Annotated in this window: 19 protein-coding genes and 1 tRNA gene; 13 read left to right on the top strand and 7 right to left on the bottom strand. The window is 62.3% G+C overall.

Going from position 1 to position 15,586, the window contains the following annotated elements; all coding sequences use genetic code 11:
- Positions 1 to 13: 13 nt before the first annotated feature.
- Entirely contained in the window at positions 14 to 508 is a 495-nt protein-coding gene (locus DQW77_RS01015) for a murein L,D-transpeptidase family protein (RefSeq protein WP_113256295.1), read from the top strand.
- Here the strand turns inward: DQW77_RS01015 and DQW77_RS01010 are convergent.
- Entirely contained in the window at positions 505 to 1,026 is a 522-nt protein-coding gene (locus DQW77_RS01010) for a CAP domain-containing protein (protein ID WP_113256294.1), read from the bottom strand. The two genes, DQW77_RS01015 and DQW77_RS01010, sit on opposite strands and share 4 nt — an antisense overlap.
- A gap of 174 nt (positions 1,027 to 1,200) precedes the next feature.
- Between DQW77_RS01010 and DQW77_RS01005 the strand changes: the two genes are divergently transcribed.
- Both DQW77_RS01005 and DQW77_RS01000 read left to right on the top strand, forming a co-directional pair.
- Complete coding sequence (locus DQW77_RS01005) at positions 1,201 to 1,803, top strand: L,D-transpeptidase (RefSeq protein ID WP_113256293.1); 603 nt, start codon at positions 1,201 to 1,203, stop codon at positions 1,801 to 1,803.
- Between the two features lie 141 nt (positions 1,804 to 1,944).
- Positions 1,945 to 2,133 carry a hypothetical protein gene (locus DQW77_RS01000; protein WP_113256381.1) on the top strand — a complete coding sequence of 63 codons (189 nt, stop codon included), beginning with the start codon at positions 1,945 to 1,947 and terminating at the stop codon, positions 2,131 to 2,133.
- A gap of 78 nt (positions 2,134 to 2,211) precedes the next feature.
- Here DQW77_RS01000 and hemH read toward each other — a convergent pair whose 3' ends face one another.
- Positions 2,212 to 3,276: a ferrochelatase gene (gene hemH, locus DQW77_RS00995; RefSeq protein WP_113256292.1), complete on the bottom strand. Its 1,065-nt coding sequence runs from the start codon at positions 3,274 to 3,276 to the stop codon at positions 2,212 to 2,214.
- Positions 3,277 to 3,335: 59 nt separating this feature from the next.
- The gene (locus DQW77_RS00990) at positions 3,336 to 4,157 is read right to left on the bottom strand and encodes a methyltransferase domain-containing protein (RefSeq protein WP_113256291.1); all 822 of its coding nucleotides are present in this window, start codon (positions 4,155 to 4,157) and stop codon (positions 3,336 to 3,338) included.
- 18 nt (positions 4,158 to 4,175) lie between these two features.
- Here DQW77_RS00990 and DQW77_RS00985 point away from each other — a divergent pair, with 18 nt between their 5' ends.
- The 4 genes from DQW77_RS00985 to DQW77_RS00970 are packed head-to-tail and all read left to right on the top strand — an operon-like array spanning position 4,176 to position 6,491.
- A complete protein-coding gene (locus tag DQW77_RS00985) occupies positions 4,176 to 4,913 on the top strand; it encodes a ComF family protein (RefSeq protein WP_113256290.1) in 738 nt (245 codons plus the stop codon).
- Positions 4,914 to 4,951: 38 nt separating this feature from the next.
- A complete protein-coding gene (grxC, locus tag DQW77_RS00980; RefSeq protein WP_113256289.1) occupies positions 4,952 to 5,209 on the top strand; it encodes a glutaredoxin 3 in 258 nt (85 codons plus the stop codon).
- 2 nt (positions 5,210 to 5,211) lie between these two features.
- Positions 5,212 to 6,045, top strand: coding sequence for a carbon-nitrogen hydrolase family protein (locus DQW77_RS00975; RefSeq protein ID WP_113256288.1), 834 nt, complete (start codon positions 5,212 to 5,214; stop codon positions 6,043 to 6,045).
- The gene (locus tag DQW77_RS00970; protein ID WP_113256287.1) at positions 6,042 to 6,491 is read left to right on the top strand and encodes a MarR family winged helix-turn-helix transcriptional regulator; all 450 of its coding nucleotides are present in this window, start codon (positions 6,042 to 6,044) and stop codon (positions 6,489 to 6,491) included. Before DQW77_RS00975 ends, DQW77_RS00970 begins: the two co-directional genes overlap by 4 nt.
- Positions 6,492 to 6,496: 5 nt before the next feature.
- Here DQW77_RS00970 and ubiG read toward each other — a convergent pair whose 3' ends face one another.
- Positions 6,497 to 7,246, bottom strand: a complete 750-nt coding sequence (gene ubiG, locus DQW77_RS00965; RefSeq protein WP_113256286.1) for a bifunctional 2-polyprenyl-6-hydroxyphenol methylase/3-demethylubiquinol 3-O-methyltransferase UbiG — start codon at positions 7,244 to 7,246, stop codon at positions 6,497 to 6,499.
- Positions 7,247 to 7,294: 48 nt separating this feature from the next.
- On the opposite strand from ubiG, the gene pip reads away from it, so the two are divergent.
- Together pip and DQW77_RS00955 are read left to right on the top strand one after the other, a co-directional pair.
- Positions 7,295 to 8,266, top strand: a complete 972-nt coding sequence (gene pip / locus DQW77_RS00960) for a prolyl aminopeptidase (RefSeq protein WP_113256285.1) — start codon at positions 7,295 to 7,297, stop codon at positions 8,264 to 8,266.
- Positions 8,267 to 8,536: 270 nt separating this feature from the next.
- The gene (locus tag DQW77_RS00955; protein WP_113256284.1) at positions 8,537 to 8,878 is read left to right on the top strand and encodes a DUF2853 family protein; all 342 of its coding nucleotides are present in this window, start codon (positions 8,537 to 8,539) and stop codon (positions 8,876 to 8,878) included.
- A gap of 214 nt (positions 8,879 to 9,092) precedes the next feature.
- Here the strand turns inward: DQW77_RS00955 and DQW77_RS00950 are convergent, their stop codons facing one another.
- From DQW77_RS00950 to tsaD, 3 genes are read right to left on the bottom strand one after another with little or no spacing between them, the layout of a single operon-like run.
- Positions 9,093 to 9,506 (bottom strand): EVE domain-containing protein, encoded by a 414-nt coding sequence (locus tag DQW77_RS00950; RefSeq protein WP_113256283.1) that lies wholly within the window; start codon positions 9,504 to 9,506, stop codon positions 9,093 to 9,095.
- 23 nt (positions 9,507 to 9,529) lie between these two features.
- Positions 9,530 to 10,489 carry an NAD(P)H-dependent glycerol-3-phosphate dehydrogenase gene (locus DQW77_RS00945; protein WP_113256282.1) on the bottom strand — a complete coding sequence of 320 codons (960 nt, stop codon included), beginning with the start codon at positions 10,487 to 10,489 and terminating at the stop codon, positions 9,530 to 9,532.
- Positions 10,486 to 11,586, bottom strand: a complete 1,101-nt coding sequence (tsaD, locus tag DQW77_RS00940; protein ID WP_113256281.1) for a tRNA (adenosine(37)-N6)-threonylcarbamoyltransferase complex transferase subunit TsaD — start codon at positions 11,584 to 11,586, stop codon at positions 10,486 to 10,488. Before tsaD ends, DQW77_RS00945 begins: the two co-directional genes overlap by 4 nt.
- Between tsaD and DQW77_RS00935 the strand changes: the two genes are divergently transcribed.
- From DQW77_RS00935 to DQW77_RS00920, 4 genes are all read left to right on the top strand, one after another.
- Positions 11,477 to 12,394 carry a uroporphyrinogen-III synthase gene (locus DQW77_RS00935; RefSeq protein WP_113256380.1) on the top strand — a complete coding sequence of 306 codons (918 nt, stop codon included), beginning with the start codon at positions 11,477 to 11,479 and terminating at the stop codon, positions 12,392 to 12,394. The genes tsaD and DQW77_RS00935 overlap by 110 nt on opposite strands.
- A 249-nt stretch (positions 12,395 to 12,643) precedes the next feature.
- A complete protein-coding gene (locus DQW77_RS00930) occupies positions 12,644 to 13,918 on the top strand; it encodes a COG4223 family protein (RefSeq protein WP_113256280.1) in 1,275 nt (424 codons plus the stop codon).
- A gap of 19 nt (positions 13,919 to 13,937) precedes the next feature.
- Positions 13,938 to 15,446 (top strand): heme biosynthesis protein HemY, encoded by a 1,509-nt coding sequence (locus DQW77_RS00925; RefSeq protein ID WP_113256279.1) that lies wholly within the window; start codon positions 13,938 to 13,940, stop codon positions 15,444 to 15,446.
- A 44-nt stretch (positions 15,447 to 15,490) separates the two neighbouring features.
- Positions 15,491 to 15,566, top strand: a tRNA-Thr gene (locus tag DQW77_RS00920).
- Positions 15,567 to 15,586: the final 20 nt, after the last annotated feature.

Raw genomic sequence — 15,586 nt, 5'->3', positions numbered from 1 at the left:
GCAGGAACGGACCATGCAGACCTCAAGATTGATCGCGGCCCTTTTGCTGGTTGTCGTGCTTGCCGGGTGCGGATCGAAATTCAAGACCTATGACGGCCCCGAGGTGACGCGCGTTGTCGTCAACAAGGGCGAGCGGCGCATGTATCTTCTGCATCAGCAAGACGTGCTCAAGGCGTACGACGTAGATCTGGGTTTCGCGCCGCTCGGTCATAAGTCGTTCGAGGGGGACGGCCGCACGCCGGAGGGCGAATACCTGATCGACCGCCGCAATCCCAACAGTGAATTTCACCTTTCGCTGGGGATTTCCTACCCCAACGAGGCGGATGTGAAAAAGGCCCGCGCTGCGGGACGCAGCCCCGGAGGCGACATCTTCATTCATGGCAAACCATGGAAATATCGCGGCAGCGGGCCGGATTGGACCGCCGGCTGCATCTCGGTCCGCAACAGAGAGATCGAGGATGTCTACGCCATGGTCACGAACGGGACACCCGTGACGATCAGCCCCTAGCTGCCCATCACCATGGTCCACCAGATCTTGCCGTTGGTTTCCTGATGCCACGCGAAGCCAAGATTCCGCGCTTCCGGCGACAGGATCACGTTTCGGGTGTTTTCGGCCTCCATCCACGCGGCCAGCGTTTCCAGCTCCGTCTCGTAGGTTTCCGAGATCGTCTCGCCCACAAGTTCGCCCTCGTAGCCGACGCGCCGCACCCGGTCTATCGGCGATGACCCGTCAGATCCGAAATGCCACGGCCGATTCTGGATCGCCATGTCGCGCGCATGCGTGGCGGCGGCGGCGTTCAGCTTCGCATTCAGCTCAACCGGCGGACGCCCCGCCGCCTCGCGCAGTGAATTCACGGAATCAAGTACGCGGAACTGGATCTTGCCCTTGTCACCCGGCCTTATCCTGTAGAGCTTGGGAAGCGGCTTGCCATCCGCGCCCATCCGGGTTTCGGTCGGTGCGGGGGCCGTGGTACAGCCCGCGACAGTCAGAAACGCGGCGCAAAGCAGAAACAGAATTCGCGACATCTTCAGGCTCCACCTGATTGGTATTGTTTCCTAAACCCTTACAGGGGCGGCACATGGGTTTCAAACCCGGCGACCGCGCGTTCCCGCCGGTTACGTTTGTTTGAATTGCGATTGCGGCATTTGGGCCATATATTACGCCGCATCAGGCTGGTAACAGGGCATCGGAGACACGAGATGAGCACCAAGATCGGCAAAGGGCTCGACCGCCGCGCGTTTCTCGCGGGGACGGCGGCAGCGATAGGAACCCCGGTCATCGCGCAGGACGTGGATGGCGAAGGAACGGTGGTGATCGAGGAAGAGATCACCAAGAAGGTGCGCCGGAACATTTCCAGTTTCCGGGCGCTTGACTGGCAGCCCTATTTTTCGCACCTCCGCAACGGTGCGATCCTCGTGGACATATCGTCGCGCGCGCTGCACTACTGGTCCGAGGACGAGACGGTTTACAAGCTTTACCCGTCAAGCGTTCCGCTGTCCGAAGAGCTCACGCGCCGCGGCCGCACGCGTGTGATTCGCAAGGTCGAAGGCCCAGATTGGCGGCCGACCCCATCGATGCTCGAACGCAATCCGGACTGGCCGAAATACGTACCGCCGGGGCCTGACAACCCGCTGGGCACCCATGCGCTCTACCTCAGCTGGACATATTACCGGATCCACGGGACGCATGACACGCGCAAGATCGGCCGCCAATCCTCCAATGGTTGCATCGGCCTGTACAATCAGCACATTGCCGAACTCTTCAGTATGGCCAAAGTCGGCACGCAAGTGTTGCTTATTTGACGAAATTCCGGCCAATCATGGGCGGGTATCATCAAGTTGCATTTGCAATGGACAAAGTTTGCTGATTAGAAAACTTTACGAGGTAAGTCTTGGGTGCCTGCCGCCGGCAAACGGCTGCAGGCCAATATCTGGAGGATAAACATGAAAAAACTCGTTCTCGCTGCTGCTCTGACTGGCGCTGCTTCGTTCGCTTCGGCCGGCACCTATGAAGAGCCGGTCATCGAAGCACCCGTTATCGTCGAAGAAACCGAGGCAAGCTCCTCGGCCGCCGGCGTCTGGGTTCCGCTGGTTCTGCTGGCCATCGTTGCCGCAGTCATCGCAGCCGACTGATTTCGACAAATGCCGATTTGGGAAAGGCGGTGGTTTTCCACCGCCTTTTTCGTTGCGTGGTGCGTTTGACCGCGAGGATCAATCAGTCCAGCCGCGGAGGTTTTCCTCCACGATCGCGGACAGCGCCTCGATATGCGCGGGATTGCTGTTGAGGCAGGGTATGTAGGTGAACTCCTCGCCGCCCGCCTCCTCGAAACTTTCGCGGATCTCCTCGTTGATCTCTTCCAGCGTCTCGATGCAGTCGGCCGAAAAGGCCGGAGCCATCACCGCGATCCGCTTCTTGCCTTCCTCCGATGCCAGCCGCGCGACCTCGTCCACGGTATAGGGCTTGAGCCACTCCTCGGGACCAAAGACCGACTGGAAGGTCGTGGTGATCTCGGTATCTTCCCAGCCCAGGCGCTCCTTGAGGAGCCGCGTCGTTTTCTGGCATTGGCAGTGATAGGGGTCGCCCTGCATCAGGTACCGCTGCGGCATGCCGTGATAGGACACGACCAGGATCTCGGGCCGGTTCTCCACCTCGCCATAGGTGTCTTCCACTGATTTCGCGAGGGCCTCGATGTAACGCGGATCGTTGAAATACGGTTCCACGGTGCGCGCCGCGGGCTGCCATGTTTCCTCCATCAGGGCGCGGAAGAACTGATCGTTCGCGGTGGCCGAGGTCGCTCCGGCGTAATGCGGATACAGCGGAAAAAACAGGATCCGGGTGCAGCCGGCCCTGACCATCTCGCGCACCTTGGAACGCGTCGAGGGGTTTCCGTAGCGCATGCAGAAATCAACCATCACCCGATCACCATGCCGTTCCTGCAGCGTTTTTGCCATCGCTGTGCATTGTTCGCGGGTTATCGTCATCAACGGGCTTTCACCCTTGTCCTCGTTCCAGATGGACTTGTAGGCCGCACCGCTGGTGAAGGGGCGCTTGGTGAGGATGATGAGTTGTAGCAGCGGCTGCCATTTCCAGGGGCTGTAGTCGATCACCCTGCGATCCGAGAGAAACTCGTTGAGGTACCGGCGCATGGACCAGTAATCGTAATTGTCGGGCGTGCCGAGGTTGGCCAGCAGAATCCCGATCTTGGCCTTGGGGATCGCCGGGTGGTCCTGCGGCGCATGGACCGGGCGCGCGGCGTCTGTCTGGGTATCCAGCATCTTGGCATCTTTCGTGGAATTCAACGTCAGGCTCCGAAATAAGGGGATCGTGGGTCGCGTCAATCCCTCAGGGGTGTCTCTTGCGTACCGAGAGCGTCGGCCAGCCGTGCCGTCGCGGATCCCGGGCGCAACGGCCGGGGCTGGTTGTCCGCAGGCGACCAGCCGGTCAGGAATATGAGTTCGAATGTTGCGGGGATACGGCCGGCATCGTCGCCATGCGTCTGCTGGTAAAGGTCCGCCGCTCCGTGGAACAGACCCCGTGGGGTAAAATGCCGCGGCCGCGCACTCAGCGCCGAAGACTCTCCCATGGCACGGAGATCATGCATCAGGTGCATGGGTGACTCGTATGAGACCGTCAGGCTGTGTCCATCCGCCACCGGCATCGCGAAACCGGCCCGTTGCAACAGCGCGCCAAGATCCCTGATCTCGCCCATAGGCGCTACCCGCGCCGACAGCCCGCCGCGCAGGTCGGCCTCGGCCTGCGCAAGGCAGGCGCGCAACTCGGCCAGCGTTCCGCCGCCGAACAGGGCCGCCAGAAACAGGCCGTCAGGCTGTAGCGCGCGCCGGGCCTGGATCAGCTGGCCTACCGGATCGTTGGACCAGTGCAGGCACATGGCGTGGATCACCAGATCATGCGCGGCCTCGTCGAGATCCAGAACCTCCTCATCGGCCACAACGTGCGCATCGCCGAAGGCCGAACGCCAGAAATCCGGCCTGTGGCTGATTACGGCGGGCGCATGAAAGGTTTTGTTAACCATCGAGAGGCGATCCTTGATCTCCTCCAAAGCGTGCTCTTCGAGGAACATTACCGGCGCCCGCGCGCTTCGGCGCCGATTCCGCCAAAGCGCGGCATTGTCAGTCAGGAGAAGGGCCTTGGTCATGAGGGGGACATATACGGCATGGGCAAGGTTTTTCAATCGGTGCTGCACATCGTCTATCCGCCGCGCTGCACCGTCTGCGGCACCCATGTGGAAACCGATTTCGCCCTGTGCGGGCCGTGCTGGCGGGACACGCCCTTCATCTCGGGCCTTGTCTGCGATCTTTGCGGGGTTCCACTTCCCGGTGACGCCGACCCGGCGGATACGGTGCCGGTGCATTGCGATACCTGCCTGACGGTCGCCCGGCCCTGGCACCGGGGGCGCGCCGCGATGCTCTATCGTGACAACGGGCGGCGCCTCGTGCTGGCGCTCAAGCACGGGGATCGCCATGATATCGTCCATCCGGCGGCACTCTGGCTTGCGCAGGCCGCGCGTCCGCTTCTGCATCAAGACAGTTTGATCGTCCCGGTTCCCCTGCACTGGACCCGCCTGATCGCTCGGCGCGACAATCAGGCGGCGCTTTTGTCACGGGCGCTTTCCCGTCGGGTCGGCCTGCCGCATTGCCCGGACCTGTTGCAGCGTCCCCATCGAACCAAAAGCCTTGGTGGCCTGAACCGTGCAGCACGGTTTGAAACCCTTGAAGGTGCGATACGCCCCAATCCGCGACGACATGACAGGATCGCCGGCCGGCGCATCCTGATCGTCGACGATGTCATGACATCTGGAGCGACCCTTGCGGCGGCCGCGCGCGCCTGCCTCGGGGCCGGTGCCGCAGAGATTTGCGTTCTGGCACTGGCGCGGGCCGGGCGGGATGCCTAAGTTCCTCCCGACCACTCAAGAAAAACGGAATTGCCCCAATGAACACCGTCGAAGTCTATTCCTCGCCGCTCTGTGGCTTTTGTCACGCGGCCAAGCGCCTGCTCAAGAAGAAATCGGTAAGCTTTTCGGAAATAAACGTGCTGACCAACCCATCCCGCAAGTCCGAGATGATCGACCGCGCCAATGGTGGCCGCACGGTACCGCAGATTTTCATCGGCGGAACGCATGTGGGCGGTTGCGACGAGCTTTATGCGCTCGAACGCGACGGCAAGCTCGATCAGCTTCTGGCGGGCTGACCATGCGTGCGGGCCTCGTTCAGCTCAACAGCGGCGACGACCCGGAGGAAAACCTGCCCGTGACCGCCGGGCTGATCTCCGAGGCCGCGGAAAACGGTGCCGAATTCGTCCTGACACCCGAAGTCACAAATTGCGTTTCCTCCAGCCGAACGCATCAGTCCACCGTGCTTCGACATGAATCCGACGATCCGACGCTGGCGGCCCTCGCGGATCAGGCGGCGGCGCGGGGCATCTGGCTTCTGATCGGGTCTCTGGCTCTCAGGACGGACGATCGCGACGGCCGCTTTGCGAATCGCTCCTTCCTGATTGCGCCCGATGGCGCCATCGTTGCCCGCTACGACAAGATCCACATGTTCGATGTGGCGATTTCCGAGACCGAAACCTACCGCGAATCGGCGGGTTACAGGCCCGGGCGCCGCGCGGTTCTGGCCCGGATGGGCACCTGGGGCGTCGGTCTGAGCGTGTGTTACGATCTGCGTTTTCCGCATCTCTATCGCCGGCTTGCACAGGCCGGCGCGGATATCCTGACCGTGCCCGCCGCGTTTTCGCCGATCTCCGGGGCCGCGCATTGGACCCCCTTGCTGCGCGCCCGCGCGATCGAAACGGGCTGTTACGTCCTGGCCCCGGCACAGGAAGGAACGCACAAGGCAACACGCGGCAGGGCAAGACAAACCTACGGTCACAGTCTTGCCATCAGTCCGTGGGGCGATGTTCTGGCCGAGGCCGGTGACGGCCCCGGCGTGATTTACGTTGATCTGGAGGCCGCGGAAGTGTCAAAAGCACGCAAGCGCATTCCATCCCTCGGCCAGAAAGCCGATTTCGACGGTCCTGAATGAACGACAGCACCAACCAGTCCCTTGCAGTGGCACTTTTCAGCGAGATCATCACCAATGATCAGCTGATCCGTAACCGTCTGAGCCGGGTTCTGCCAAAGGGCATGGAAGTCTCGCATTTCTCGGTGTTGAACCACCTCGCGCGCTCCGGCGAGGAACGTGGCCCGGCCCAACTGGCGCGAAGTTTCCACGTAACCCGCGGTGCGATGACCAACACGCTGAGCAAGCTGGAATGGGCCGGCTACGTGCATATCCGCCCCGACTGGGATGATGCCCGCCGCAAGATGGTGGCGATCAGCCCCGCCGGCCGGCGCGCCCGCGATACGGCCATAGCGGCGATCACGCCGATGATCACCGAAATGGTCGATGTGCTGGGCGAGTCCAAGGTCCGTGCGACGCTTCCCGTCCTGCGCGAGTTGCGTGCCCGTCTGGAACAGGACGCGCCCTGAAACGGTCAGACCCCGGGTTTCACGCTGGCAGTCACGTAATTCACGCTCAGGTCGCGCGCCGAGATGGACCAGGACCATGACACCGGGTTGAAAACGTATCCCTTGCGGTCCACCGGCTCCAGCCCCGCGCTCTCGAGCAGCTTGTAAAGTTCTTCCGGAGTGATGAACTTGCTCCATTCGTGGGTGCCCTTGGGCAGCCAGCGCATCACGTATTCCGCGCCGACGATCGCCATTGCAAAGCTTTTGGTGTTGCGGTTGATCGTCGAGCAAAGGTGCAATCCCCCGGGCCGGACAAGTGCCGCACAGGCCGCCAGATACTCCGCCGGGTCGGGCACGTGTTCGACCACCTCCATGTTGAGCACCACGTCGAATCGCTCGTCCTGTGCCGCCAGCGCCTCGGCGGTGGTATGCCGGTAATCGATCTCCAGACCGGATTGTTCCGCGTGAAGCTGTGCGACCGGAATGTTGCGTTCCGCGGCATCCGCGCCCACCACATCGGCACCCAGCCGCGCCATCGGTTCGCAGAGAAGCCCGCCGCCGCAACCGATATCGAGAACGCGCAGGCCCGCGAAGGGCCGGCTTGTGCCGAGGTCGCGATCGAACTCCGCTGCGATCTGTGCGGTGATGTAATTCAATCGGCAGGGGTTGAGCATGTGCAGCGGCTTGAACTTGCCATTCGGATCCCACCACTCGGCTGCCATGGCCTCGAACTTGGCGATTTCCCCTGCGTCTACCGTGGATCGCGCGGCTTGCATTCTGCTCTCCGTGTGCTCATTTAAACTTGCGCCTTACATAGGACAGTCATGGATAAAATCTCGGGCCAAAAGAGCGCAGTTCAGTTTCTCTATCCCCCGGTCGAACCGTTCGACCGCCAGATGCTGGATGTGGGCGACGGGCACAGCATCTACGTCGAACAATCCGGGCGCAAGGACGGCCTGCCGGTGATCGTGCTGCATGGCGGTCCCGGTGGCGGGTGCAGCCCCGCGATGCGCCGTTACTTCGATCCTGATATCTACCGGATAATCCTTTTCGATCAGCGCGGCTGCGGCCGCTCGCGCCCCCATGCGTCGGTCGAGGCGAACACCACCTGGCATCTTGTGGCCGACATCGAGCGAATTCGCGCTGCCCTTGGCGTGGATCGCTGGATCGTCTTCGGCGGCAGCTGGGGCGCCACCCTCGCGCTTCTTTATGCACAGGCGCATCCCGGTCCGGTCCGGCATCTCGTGCTGCGCGGCGTGTTCACCATGACCGCGGCCGAACTGGATTGGTTCTATTCCGGCGGCGCGGCAAGGTTCTGGCCGGAGACCTGGCAACGGTTCATTGATCCGATTCCCGAGGACGAGCGCGGCGACCTGATCGCAGCCTACAATCGTCGGCTGTTCAGCGGCGATCTTTCGGTCGAGATCCGCCATGCCAAGGCATGGTCCGCCTGGGAAAACGCGTTGGCGGCGGTACAGTCCACGGGCGTCGGCGGGGATAGCCCGCCGGATTACGCCAGGGCCTTCGCGCGGCTGGAAAACCACTATTTCATAAATGCCGGGTTCCTGCGCCGGGACGATCAGATCTTGCAGGATATGGATCGGATCCGGGACATTCCCGGCACCATTGTCCAGGGACGCTATGACATGATTTGCCCACCCGCCACCGCGCATCGCCTCGCGCAATGCTGGCCGGCCTGCGATCTGCGTATCGTTCCGGTCGCCGGGCACGCCTTGTCGGAACCTGGAATCAGCGCTGATCTTGTCCGGGTCATGCAGAGGCTTGCCAGCGGGTGACCTTAGCGGTGGGGGTCTTGCAATCCCTGATCTCCCGGCCGGTACACGCGCCGCGGTAAAGGCCCTTCTTGGCAAGAGCCTGAAAAACGGCGTGTTGCGTGATGGAAGGCCGCCGTTGACATCCATGTTCTCGTGTCGGCGGCGCTGTTTTTTCGAAAACGGACTGGTTTTTCTTTGTGATGCAAGCCGAAATGGGTAACGTTCCATGGCACCCCGGAACGGCCGCAAGATCATTATCCGGGACAGAAAATTGAAAAGGGGAGAAATATTATGGGAAAACGCGACGACCTCATCGCGCAGTACGCGGATGACCTTCGTAACAAATGCGGCATCGTGCCCGACATGGATTTGCTTACGAAAGTGACGATCGGTTGCGGTCCGGCGATCTACAATGCCGACGCGTCCACCGTCGCCGCCGGCCAGCCCGGAGAGATCGAGACAGTAAAGCAGAATTTTCTGATCAAGAAGCTGGGCCTCGCGGACGGGCCGCATCTCACGGATGCCATAAACCAGGTGATCGAAACCTATGGCCGGTCCGAGCGCAACAAGTACCGCGCGGTTGTCTACTACATGCTTACCAAGCATTTCGGCAAGGAAGCCGTCTACGGCTGACACCGGCCCGGCCCGTGCGAATTGACTCTTATTTTCCGGACTCGGGATTTGTCCGGTGGCCGGGTTTCGCGTATCGTCATGGGGAACGGCCAGTAGGGCCGAAACTTTACCGATACACGTGTGGTGCGTAGGGAGCACGTGGGGCAACGGGGGGTTTCGGTCTTGGCCGGTGCCCTCCGTTGATGTTTCGCACGCTGCCCCGGCCGCGCGGGGGTCAGAGCCCCGCCATCTCACAGACGATACCCCATTCCTCTTTTGTGACCGGCTGAACCGAAAGCCGTGAATTCCGTACAAGGATCATCCCGGAAAGGCGCGGATCAGCCTTGATCATGTCAAGTGTGACAGGGGTAACTGCAGTAGAAAGTGCCTTGATATCAACGCATTCCCAACGTGGATCGTCTGTTGTGCTGTCAGGATGGGCTTCGGCGATGATTTCGACGGTTCCGACGACCGCCTTTTCCTTCTGGCTGTGATAAAAGAACCCCTGGTCCCCCACTGTCATCTCACGCATGAAATTCCGTGCCTGATAGTTCCTCACACCGTCCCATTCTTCACCCTCGGCTCCTTTCCTGACCTGGTCATCCCAGCTCCATGTCGAGGGTTCGGATTTGAAAAGCCAGTACCGCATTGCGATTGCGCCCTTTCCTTCTTTTACTCCTGCCGGAGGGGCCTTGACAGGAGATTGTCCATTGCTTCCTCGATACCCAGGTCGCCATCGACCAACCGCGTGACCACATCGGTAATCGGCATCTCGATGTCCAGTTTCGCGGCCTTGCGCGCCACTGCCTGCGCCGTTGACGCCCCTTCCACTGTCACACCCTTCTCAAAGGGTTGCCCCCGGCCGATTGCCATTCCATAACGCAGGTTGCGCGATTGTTCCGACGTGCAGGTCAGGGCCAGATCCCCGAAGCCCGAAAGCCCAGCGAGCGTCTCGGCCCGCGCCCCGCAGGCCAGTGCCATCCGGCTCATTTCCGCATAACCGCGGGTCATCAGGGCGGCCCGGGCGCTTTCGCCCAGCCTGGCCCCCATCACCACGCCGCACGCAATCGCCATTACGTTCTTGAGGGCGCCACCAAGCTCGGCACCGGTCGTGTCCGTGGTCCGGTAAATCCTGATGTTCCGGGTGGTCAATTCCTCTTGCAGGGTTCGGCCGACTGTCTCGTCGGCGCACGCGAGGGTCAGGGCCGTTGGCAGACCCCGGGCTATATCCGATGCGAAACTCGGGCCGGTCAGGATCGCCGGTACCGCCCCTGGCACGGTTTCGTTCACGATTTCGACGGGGCCGCGCCCGGTTCCCAGATCCACCCCCTTGCAGCAGGCCACGAGGCGTTTTCCGTCAAGGGCGTCCGCCCAAACCTCCAGGGCGTTCTGGAGTTTCTGCATCGGTACCGCCAACAGGATGGTCCCGCCTTGCGCGGCCATTTCCTTGTCGGAGGTCACCCGCAGGCCATCCGGGAGCGGTATTCCCCCGAGGCGACTCTTGTTCTGCCGTTCCCTGGCCATTTCCTCGGCATGATCGGTGTTCCGAGCCCAGAGGATGACCGGCCCCTGTTGTGCCTGTGAAATTGCCAGTGCGGTGCCGAACGCGCCTGCCCCGATGACCGATATCATGCCTTTGCACCCTTCTTGCCCGTGCCCAGCATCGCCGGGCTTATTTGATCCAGCGGCCAGCGCGGCCGTGCGGCCAGGGTCAGGTCGTCGCGCGCGCCCGTCGCGAGGAGCTCACCGCCGGCATAGGCGATCATCGCGGCATTGTCGGTGCAAAGCTGGACGGGAGGCGCGACAAATGCGGCGCTCCTTTGGTTCGCGATGGTGTTCAGCCCGTCCCGAACCGCGGCGTTGGCCGCCACGCCACCGGCCACGGCCAGGACCGGGCGCGCAGCAGATTCGGCAAGGTAAAGGTCAAGCGCGCGGCGCGTCTTTTCCACCAGGACGTCGCTCAGTGCAGCCTGAAAGGCGGCGCAAAGATCCGCCCTGTCTTCGCGCCGCAGCCCGCCCTGCTCCGAGACAAGCTCGTTCCGTGCCCGCAGGAGTGCCGTCTTCAGGCCGGAAAAGGACATGTCGCATCCCGGGCGGTCAAGCATGGGGCGAGGAAACCTGAAACGGCGGGGATTTCCGAGGCGCGCCTCGGTTTCGATGGATGGTCCGCCGGGCTGCGGCAACCCCAGAAGGCGGGCACATTTGTCGAACGCTTCGCCGGGGGCATCGTCGATCGTGCCGCCGATCCGCGTGAAACTGTCGCAACCCCGGACGATCAGGAACTGGCAATGTCCGCCCGAAACCAGCAGCACGAGATACGGGTATTCCACATCATCGGTCAGCCGTGGGGTAAGCGCGTGACCGGCAAGGTGGTTGACCCCGATCAGCGGGAGATCGGCGCCGGCGGCGATACCCTTCGCACACATCACCCCTGAAATCACGCCGCCGATCAGCCCCGGACCGGCCGTGACGGCGACGGCGTCAATACCGCCAAGATCAAGGCCGGCCGCCGCGAGCGCCTCGGTGACCACGATGTCCAGCTTTTCCGCGTGGGCGCGGGCGGCCAGTTCGGGCACCACACCGCCATAGGCCGCATGCAGGTTTCCCTGACCGTAGACGATGTTCGAGAGGATTTCGGCCCCGCCCTTGCCGTCCCCCATGTGCAGAACGGCTGCCGCGGTATCGTCACAGCTGCTTTCGAGACCGAGAATCGTTCCTGGTGCCTGCATGGGGAGCCGCCCGTTGCGTGAAACCTGTGGTGCAGGTAACACCACGGGGCCGGCTATAACAACTGCGGACGCGCCGATGACGCCCAGGATCATCATTACCCGCCCCGATCCGGCCGGTTCCGCATTCGCGGATCAGGTCCGGAAGTCCCTTGGACAGAGCCAGCCGATTCTGCATTCCCCGCTGATGAGGATCGTGCAGGACGGGACACTTCCGGACCTGTCGGAAATCCGCGCGCTGATTGTCACGTCAGGGAACGGTTTGGCGGCGCTCGCGGCAGGCACGTCGCGGCGCGACATTCCATGCTTCGCCGTGGGTGATTCCACGGCGGCGTCCGCGCGCGAGGCTGGATTCCGGGTGATCTCGGCCGCCGGAGATGCGGACGCATTGGTTTCCATGATCCTGCAGAATGGTTGTGCGGGACCATTTTTGCATGTGCGAGGAGAACATGCCGCGGGGGATGTCGCCGCGCGGCTTTCCTGCGCGGGCCGCGAGACGCGCGAAGCCGTGCTTTATTGCCAGGTGCCCATGGCGCCCTCAGCAGAGCTGAGAGGCCTGCTTGAAGGTCGAAGCCCGGTTGTCATTCCGTTTTTTTCGCCACGGTCGGTACAGCTGTTCTTCGAGATCCGGCCAATTCGCGCTCCAGTGGTCGGTATTGCCATAAGCCCCAGGGCCGCCGCGGCGATCCCTGAAGAGCATGTTCGTCTGATCATGGTGGCCGAACGACCGGATGCCGAAGCCATGCTGGCGTCACTGCCGGGTGCCATTGCCGCGGCCAAGCAGCTTGAGGGTGGAAATGGGGCAAAGTAAGGTCAGATGAAGGGAACCCGGGCGACAGATTCGGAAAGGTTGTAAACCGTGGCAGCAAACAAGAAATCCACAACTGGATCTCGCAAGAAGACGGGTGGATCCCGCTCAGGTCCGGCAAAGGGCAAATCCGGCTCTGGAGTTACGAAGAAATCCGAAGGCGCAACTCCGCCGGAAGAGGCCGAATCGCCACAGGAGGATAGCGCGGAGGCGGTCACGCCCGGGGAGTCGGATACCGTTTCAGGTCAGGACATGACGGGCGAACCAAGGGACAGCGGTGGCGCCGAGACCGAAATCGAGGAAGAAACAACCGTTGAGGCGGCTCAGGACAGCGCCGGTTCCGAAGATCCAGGTGACCCTGCAGATGTGTCCTCGGACGGGTCAGATGCGGTTTCAACTTCCGCGGAAGCGGATGAAGATCCCGTGAGGCACGGGACCGACACCGGCGGATTACCCGGTGATGAAACGCTCGAGTCCGATTTCGCAGCGGGTACTTCAGCGCCGCCCGCCTCGGAAACCGCGCATACCGAAAATCAGCACCCTGTCCATGTCCGGTCAGGCCCGGGGTTGTGGCCACTTGTGCTGGTCGGGGCATTCGCGGCGGCAATCGGAACCGCCGCGACCTATTTCCTTCTCCCGGCCGCCGGCCCTGCCCCGGAAGCCGTGCAGTTTCGCGAAACGGTCGAGGCGCGGTTCGCGCGGCAAGCCAATGCCCTGGATGAGCTTGAAGCGCGGATTCCGGATGATGGAAATGATGCGGATCTCGGCCCGTTGCGTGAGCAACAGGATGCGCTGAAGGCGCAGGTCTCCGACCTGGGCCGACGTCTTGACGAGATACGGGTTTCCACCCAGGGACTGCGGGAGCGGATTACGGCGCTTGAGGACAGACCGGCCGGTGCAACGGCACCTTCGTCCGAAGGGCTCTCCGAATTGCGTGAGCGGATAGCGGCGTTGCAGGCCGAGATCGCAACACAGCGTGAGGAGGTTGCGACCATTGCCGAGGAGCAGGCGGCCCAGGAGGAGCGCGAAAGGCAGTCGGCGAATGCAGCATTGCGCCGCGCGGCGCTGACCCGGATTCAAACGGCATTGGATACCGGAAGCAGCTTTGATCCGGCCCTTGCCGATCTGGAGGCGACCGGACAGGAGGTGCCGCCCGGCCTAGCGGATGTTGCCGGAAGCGGTGTCGCATCGCTTTCCGATCTGCGGGAATCCTTCCCGCCCGCCGCGCGATCAGCGCTGGCCGCCGCCCGGGGAGCCGGTGGAGAGGGAACGGGGGAGGGATTGATGGCGCTTCTGCGCGAGCAACTTGGCGCCCGATCCCTGGAACCCAGGGAAGGCAGTGATGCGGACGCGATCCTCTCGCGGGCCGAGGCGGCCTTGCAGGAAGGACGCCTCAATGACGCTCTCGCGGAAATCGAGATGTTGCCCGAGGCCGGACGGGCAGAGTTGTCGGGCTGGGTGGCGCGGGCGCGTGCCCGGCTGGATGCCGTCGCGGCCGCCGAGAAGCTGGCCAGCGATTTGAATTGAAACCGAGAGGGCACAATCAATGCTTTGGGCAATCATAAAGATCGTTGTTTTCGTGGCTCTCGTTTCGGCTGCTGCCTTCGGTGCCGGCCACCTGCTTGAACTGGAGGGCGGTGTCCGGATCGTCATGGCGGGACAGGAGTTCAATCTGACGCCGCTGATTTCCGTTGTCGCGCTTGTGCTTCTTGTTCTCGTCGTGTGGCTCTTTCTGAAACTCGCCGCACTTGTGATCGCGGTTCTCAAGTTCATCAATGGTGATGAAACGGCTATTTCCCGTTATTTCGACAAGAACCGCCAGGAAAAGGGATACAAGGCGCTTTCCGAAGGCTTGATGGCGCTGGCATCCGGTGAAGGCGACACGGCGATGTCCAGGGCAAGCCGCGCGGAACGTTACCTGCGCAAGCCCGATCTGACCAATCTCATCACCGCGCAGGCCGCCGAGATGTCAGGCGACAAGCAGAAGGCCGAGGCCGTCTACAAGCGGTTGTTGAAAGACGAGAAGACGCGCTTTGTCGGTGTGCGCGGCATCCTCAGGCAGAAACTTTCCGATGGTGATACCGAAACAGCGCTCAAGCTGGCTGAGAAGGCGTTTCGCATCAAGCCCGCGCATGAGGAAATCCAGGATACGCTCCTGCAGCTCCAGACTCAAAGCGAGGATTGGGCCGGAGCGCGCGAAACCCTGAACGCCAAGTTGAAGCATGGCAATATGCCGCGTGATGTCCATCGTCGGCGCGAGGCCGTGCTGGCCCTCTCGGAAGCGCGTGATGTGGCCGATGATTCGAAGGGGATCGAGGCGCGTGAAGCCGCGATAGAGGCGAACCGGTTGTCGCCCGACCTGGTGCCCGCGGCGGTGATGGCAGCGCACGGTTATATTGATCAGGGGTCCAAGCGGTATGCATCAAGGGTGATCCGGAAGGCATGGGAGGCGCAACCGCATCCGGATCTCGCCCGCGTGTTTGCCGAGATCGAACCCGAAGAGACGCCCTCGGCACGGCTCAAGCGGTTTGGCAAGCTGATCAAGGTGCACCCGGATCATCGCGAAACACGGTTGCTCGAAGCGGAACTTCACATCGCCGCTGAAGATTTTCCGTCCGCACGCCGCGCAATCGGCAATCTGCCCGAAGAAGATCCGGATTCCTGGGTTCTGACGATCATGGCAGCCGTGGAGCGCGGCGAGGGGTTTTCCGACGAGGTGGTCAAGGGATGGCTCGCGCGGGCCCTGTCGGCGCCCCGCGGTCCGCAATGGGTTTGTGACAACTGCCATCACATTCATGTCGAGTGGGCGCCTGTCTGTGAAAACTGTCACGCGTTTGATACGTTGCGCTGGCGTGAACCGCCACGATCCAGCGTGTCGATGCCGACCGGCATGGAGATGCTGCCGCTGATCGTGGGCTCCATCGAAGATCGGCGCGAGGAGGCGCTTGATGATCCCGGCAACGGGGAGGATGCTTCGGACGCGTCCCTGGTGACCGATGCCGAAATCGTCGAGGAGGAAGCCCCCGGCGATGCGGATGAGCAAGGCCGAAAATAGGGCTTTTCCCCGATTGTGACCGGTGCTAAGAGCGCTTTCCACAGGCCGGTGTAGCTCAGCTGGTAGAGCACGTCATTCGTAATGATGGGGTCGTAGGTTCGAGTCCTATCACCGGCACCATTTTCCTGCAGAATCCTGAC

It is taken from the genome of Roseovarius sp. TE539 (genome assembly GCF_003298505.1).
Lineage (GTDB): Bacteria > Pseudomonadota > Alphaproteobacteria > Rhodobacterales > Rhodobacteraceae > Roseovarius.
Note: the sequence above shows the minus strand (reverse complement) of the source record. Positions and strands in the feature narration are given on the sequence as shown.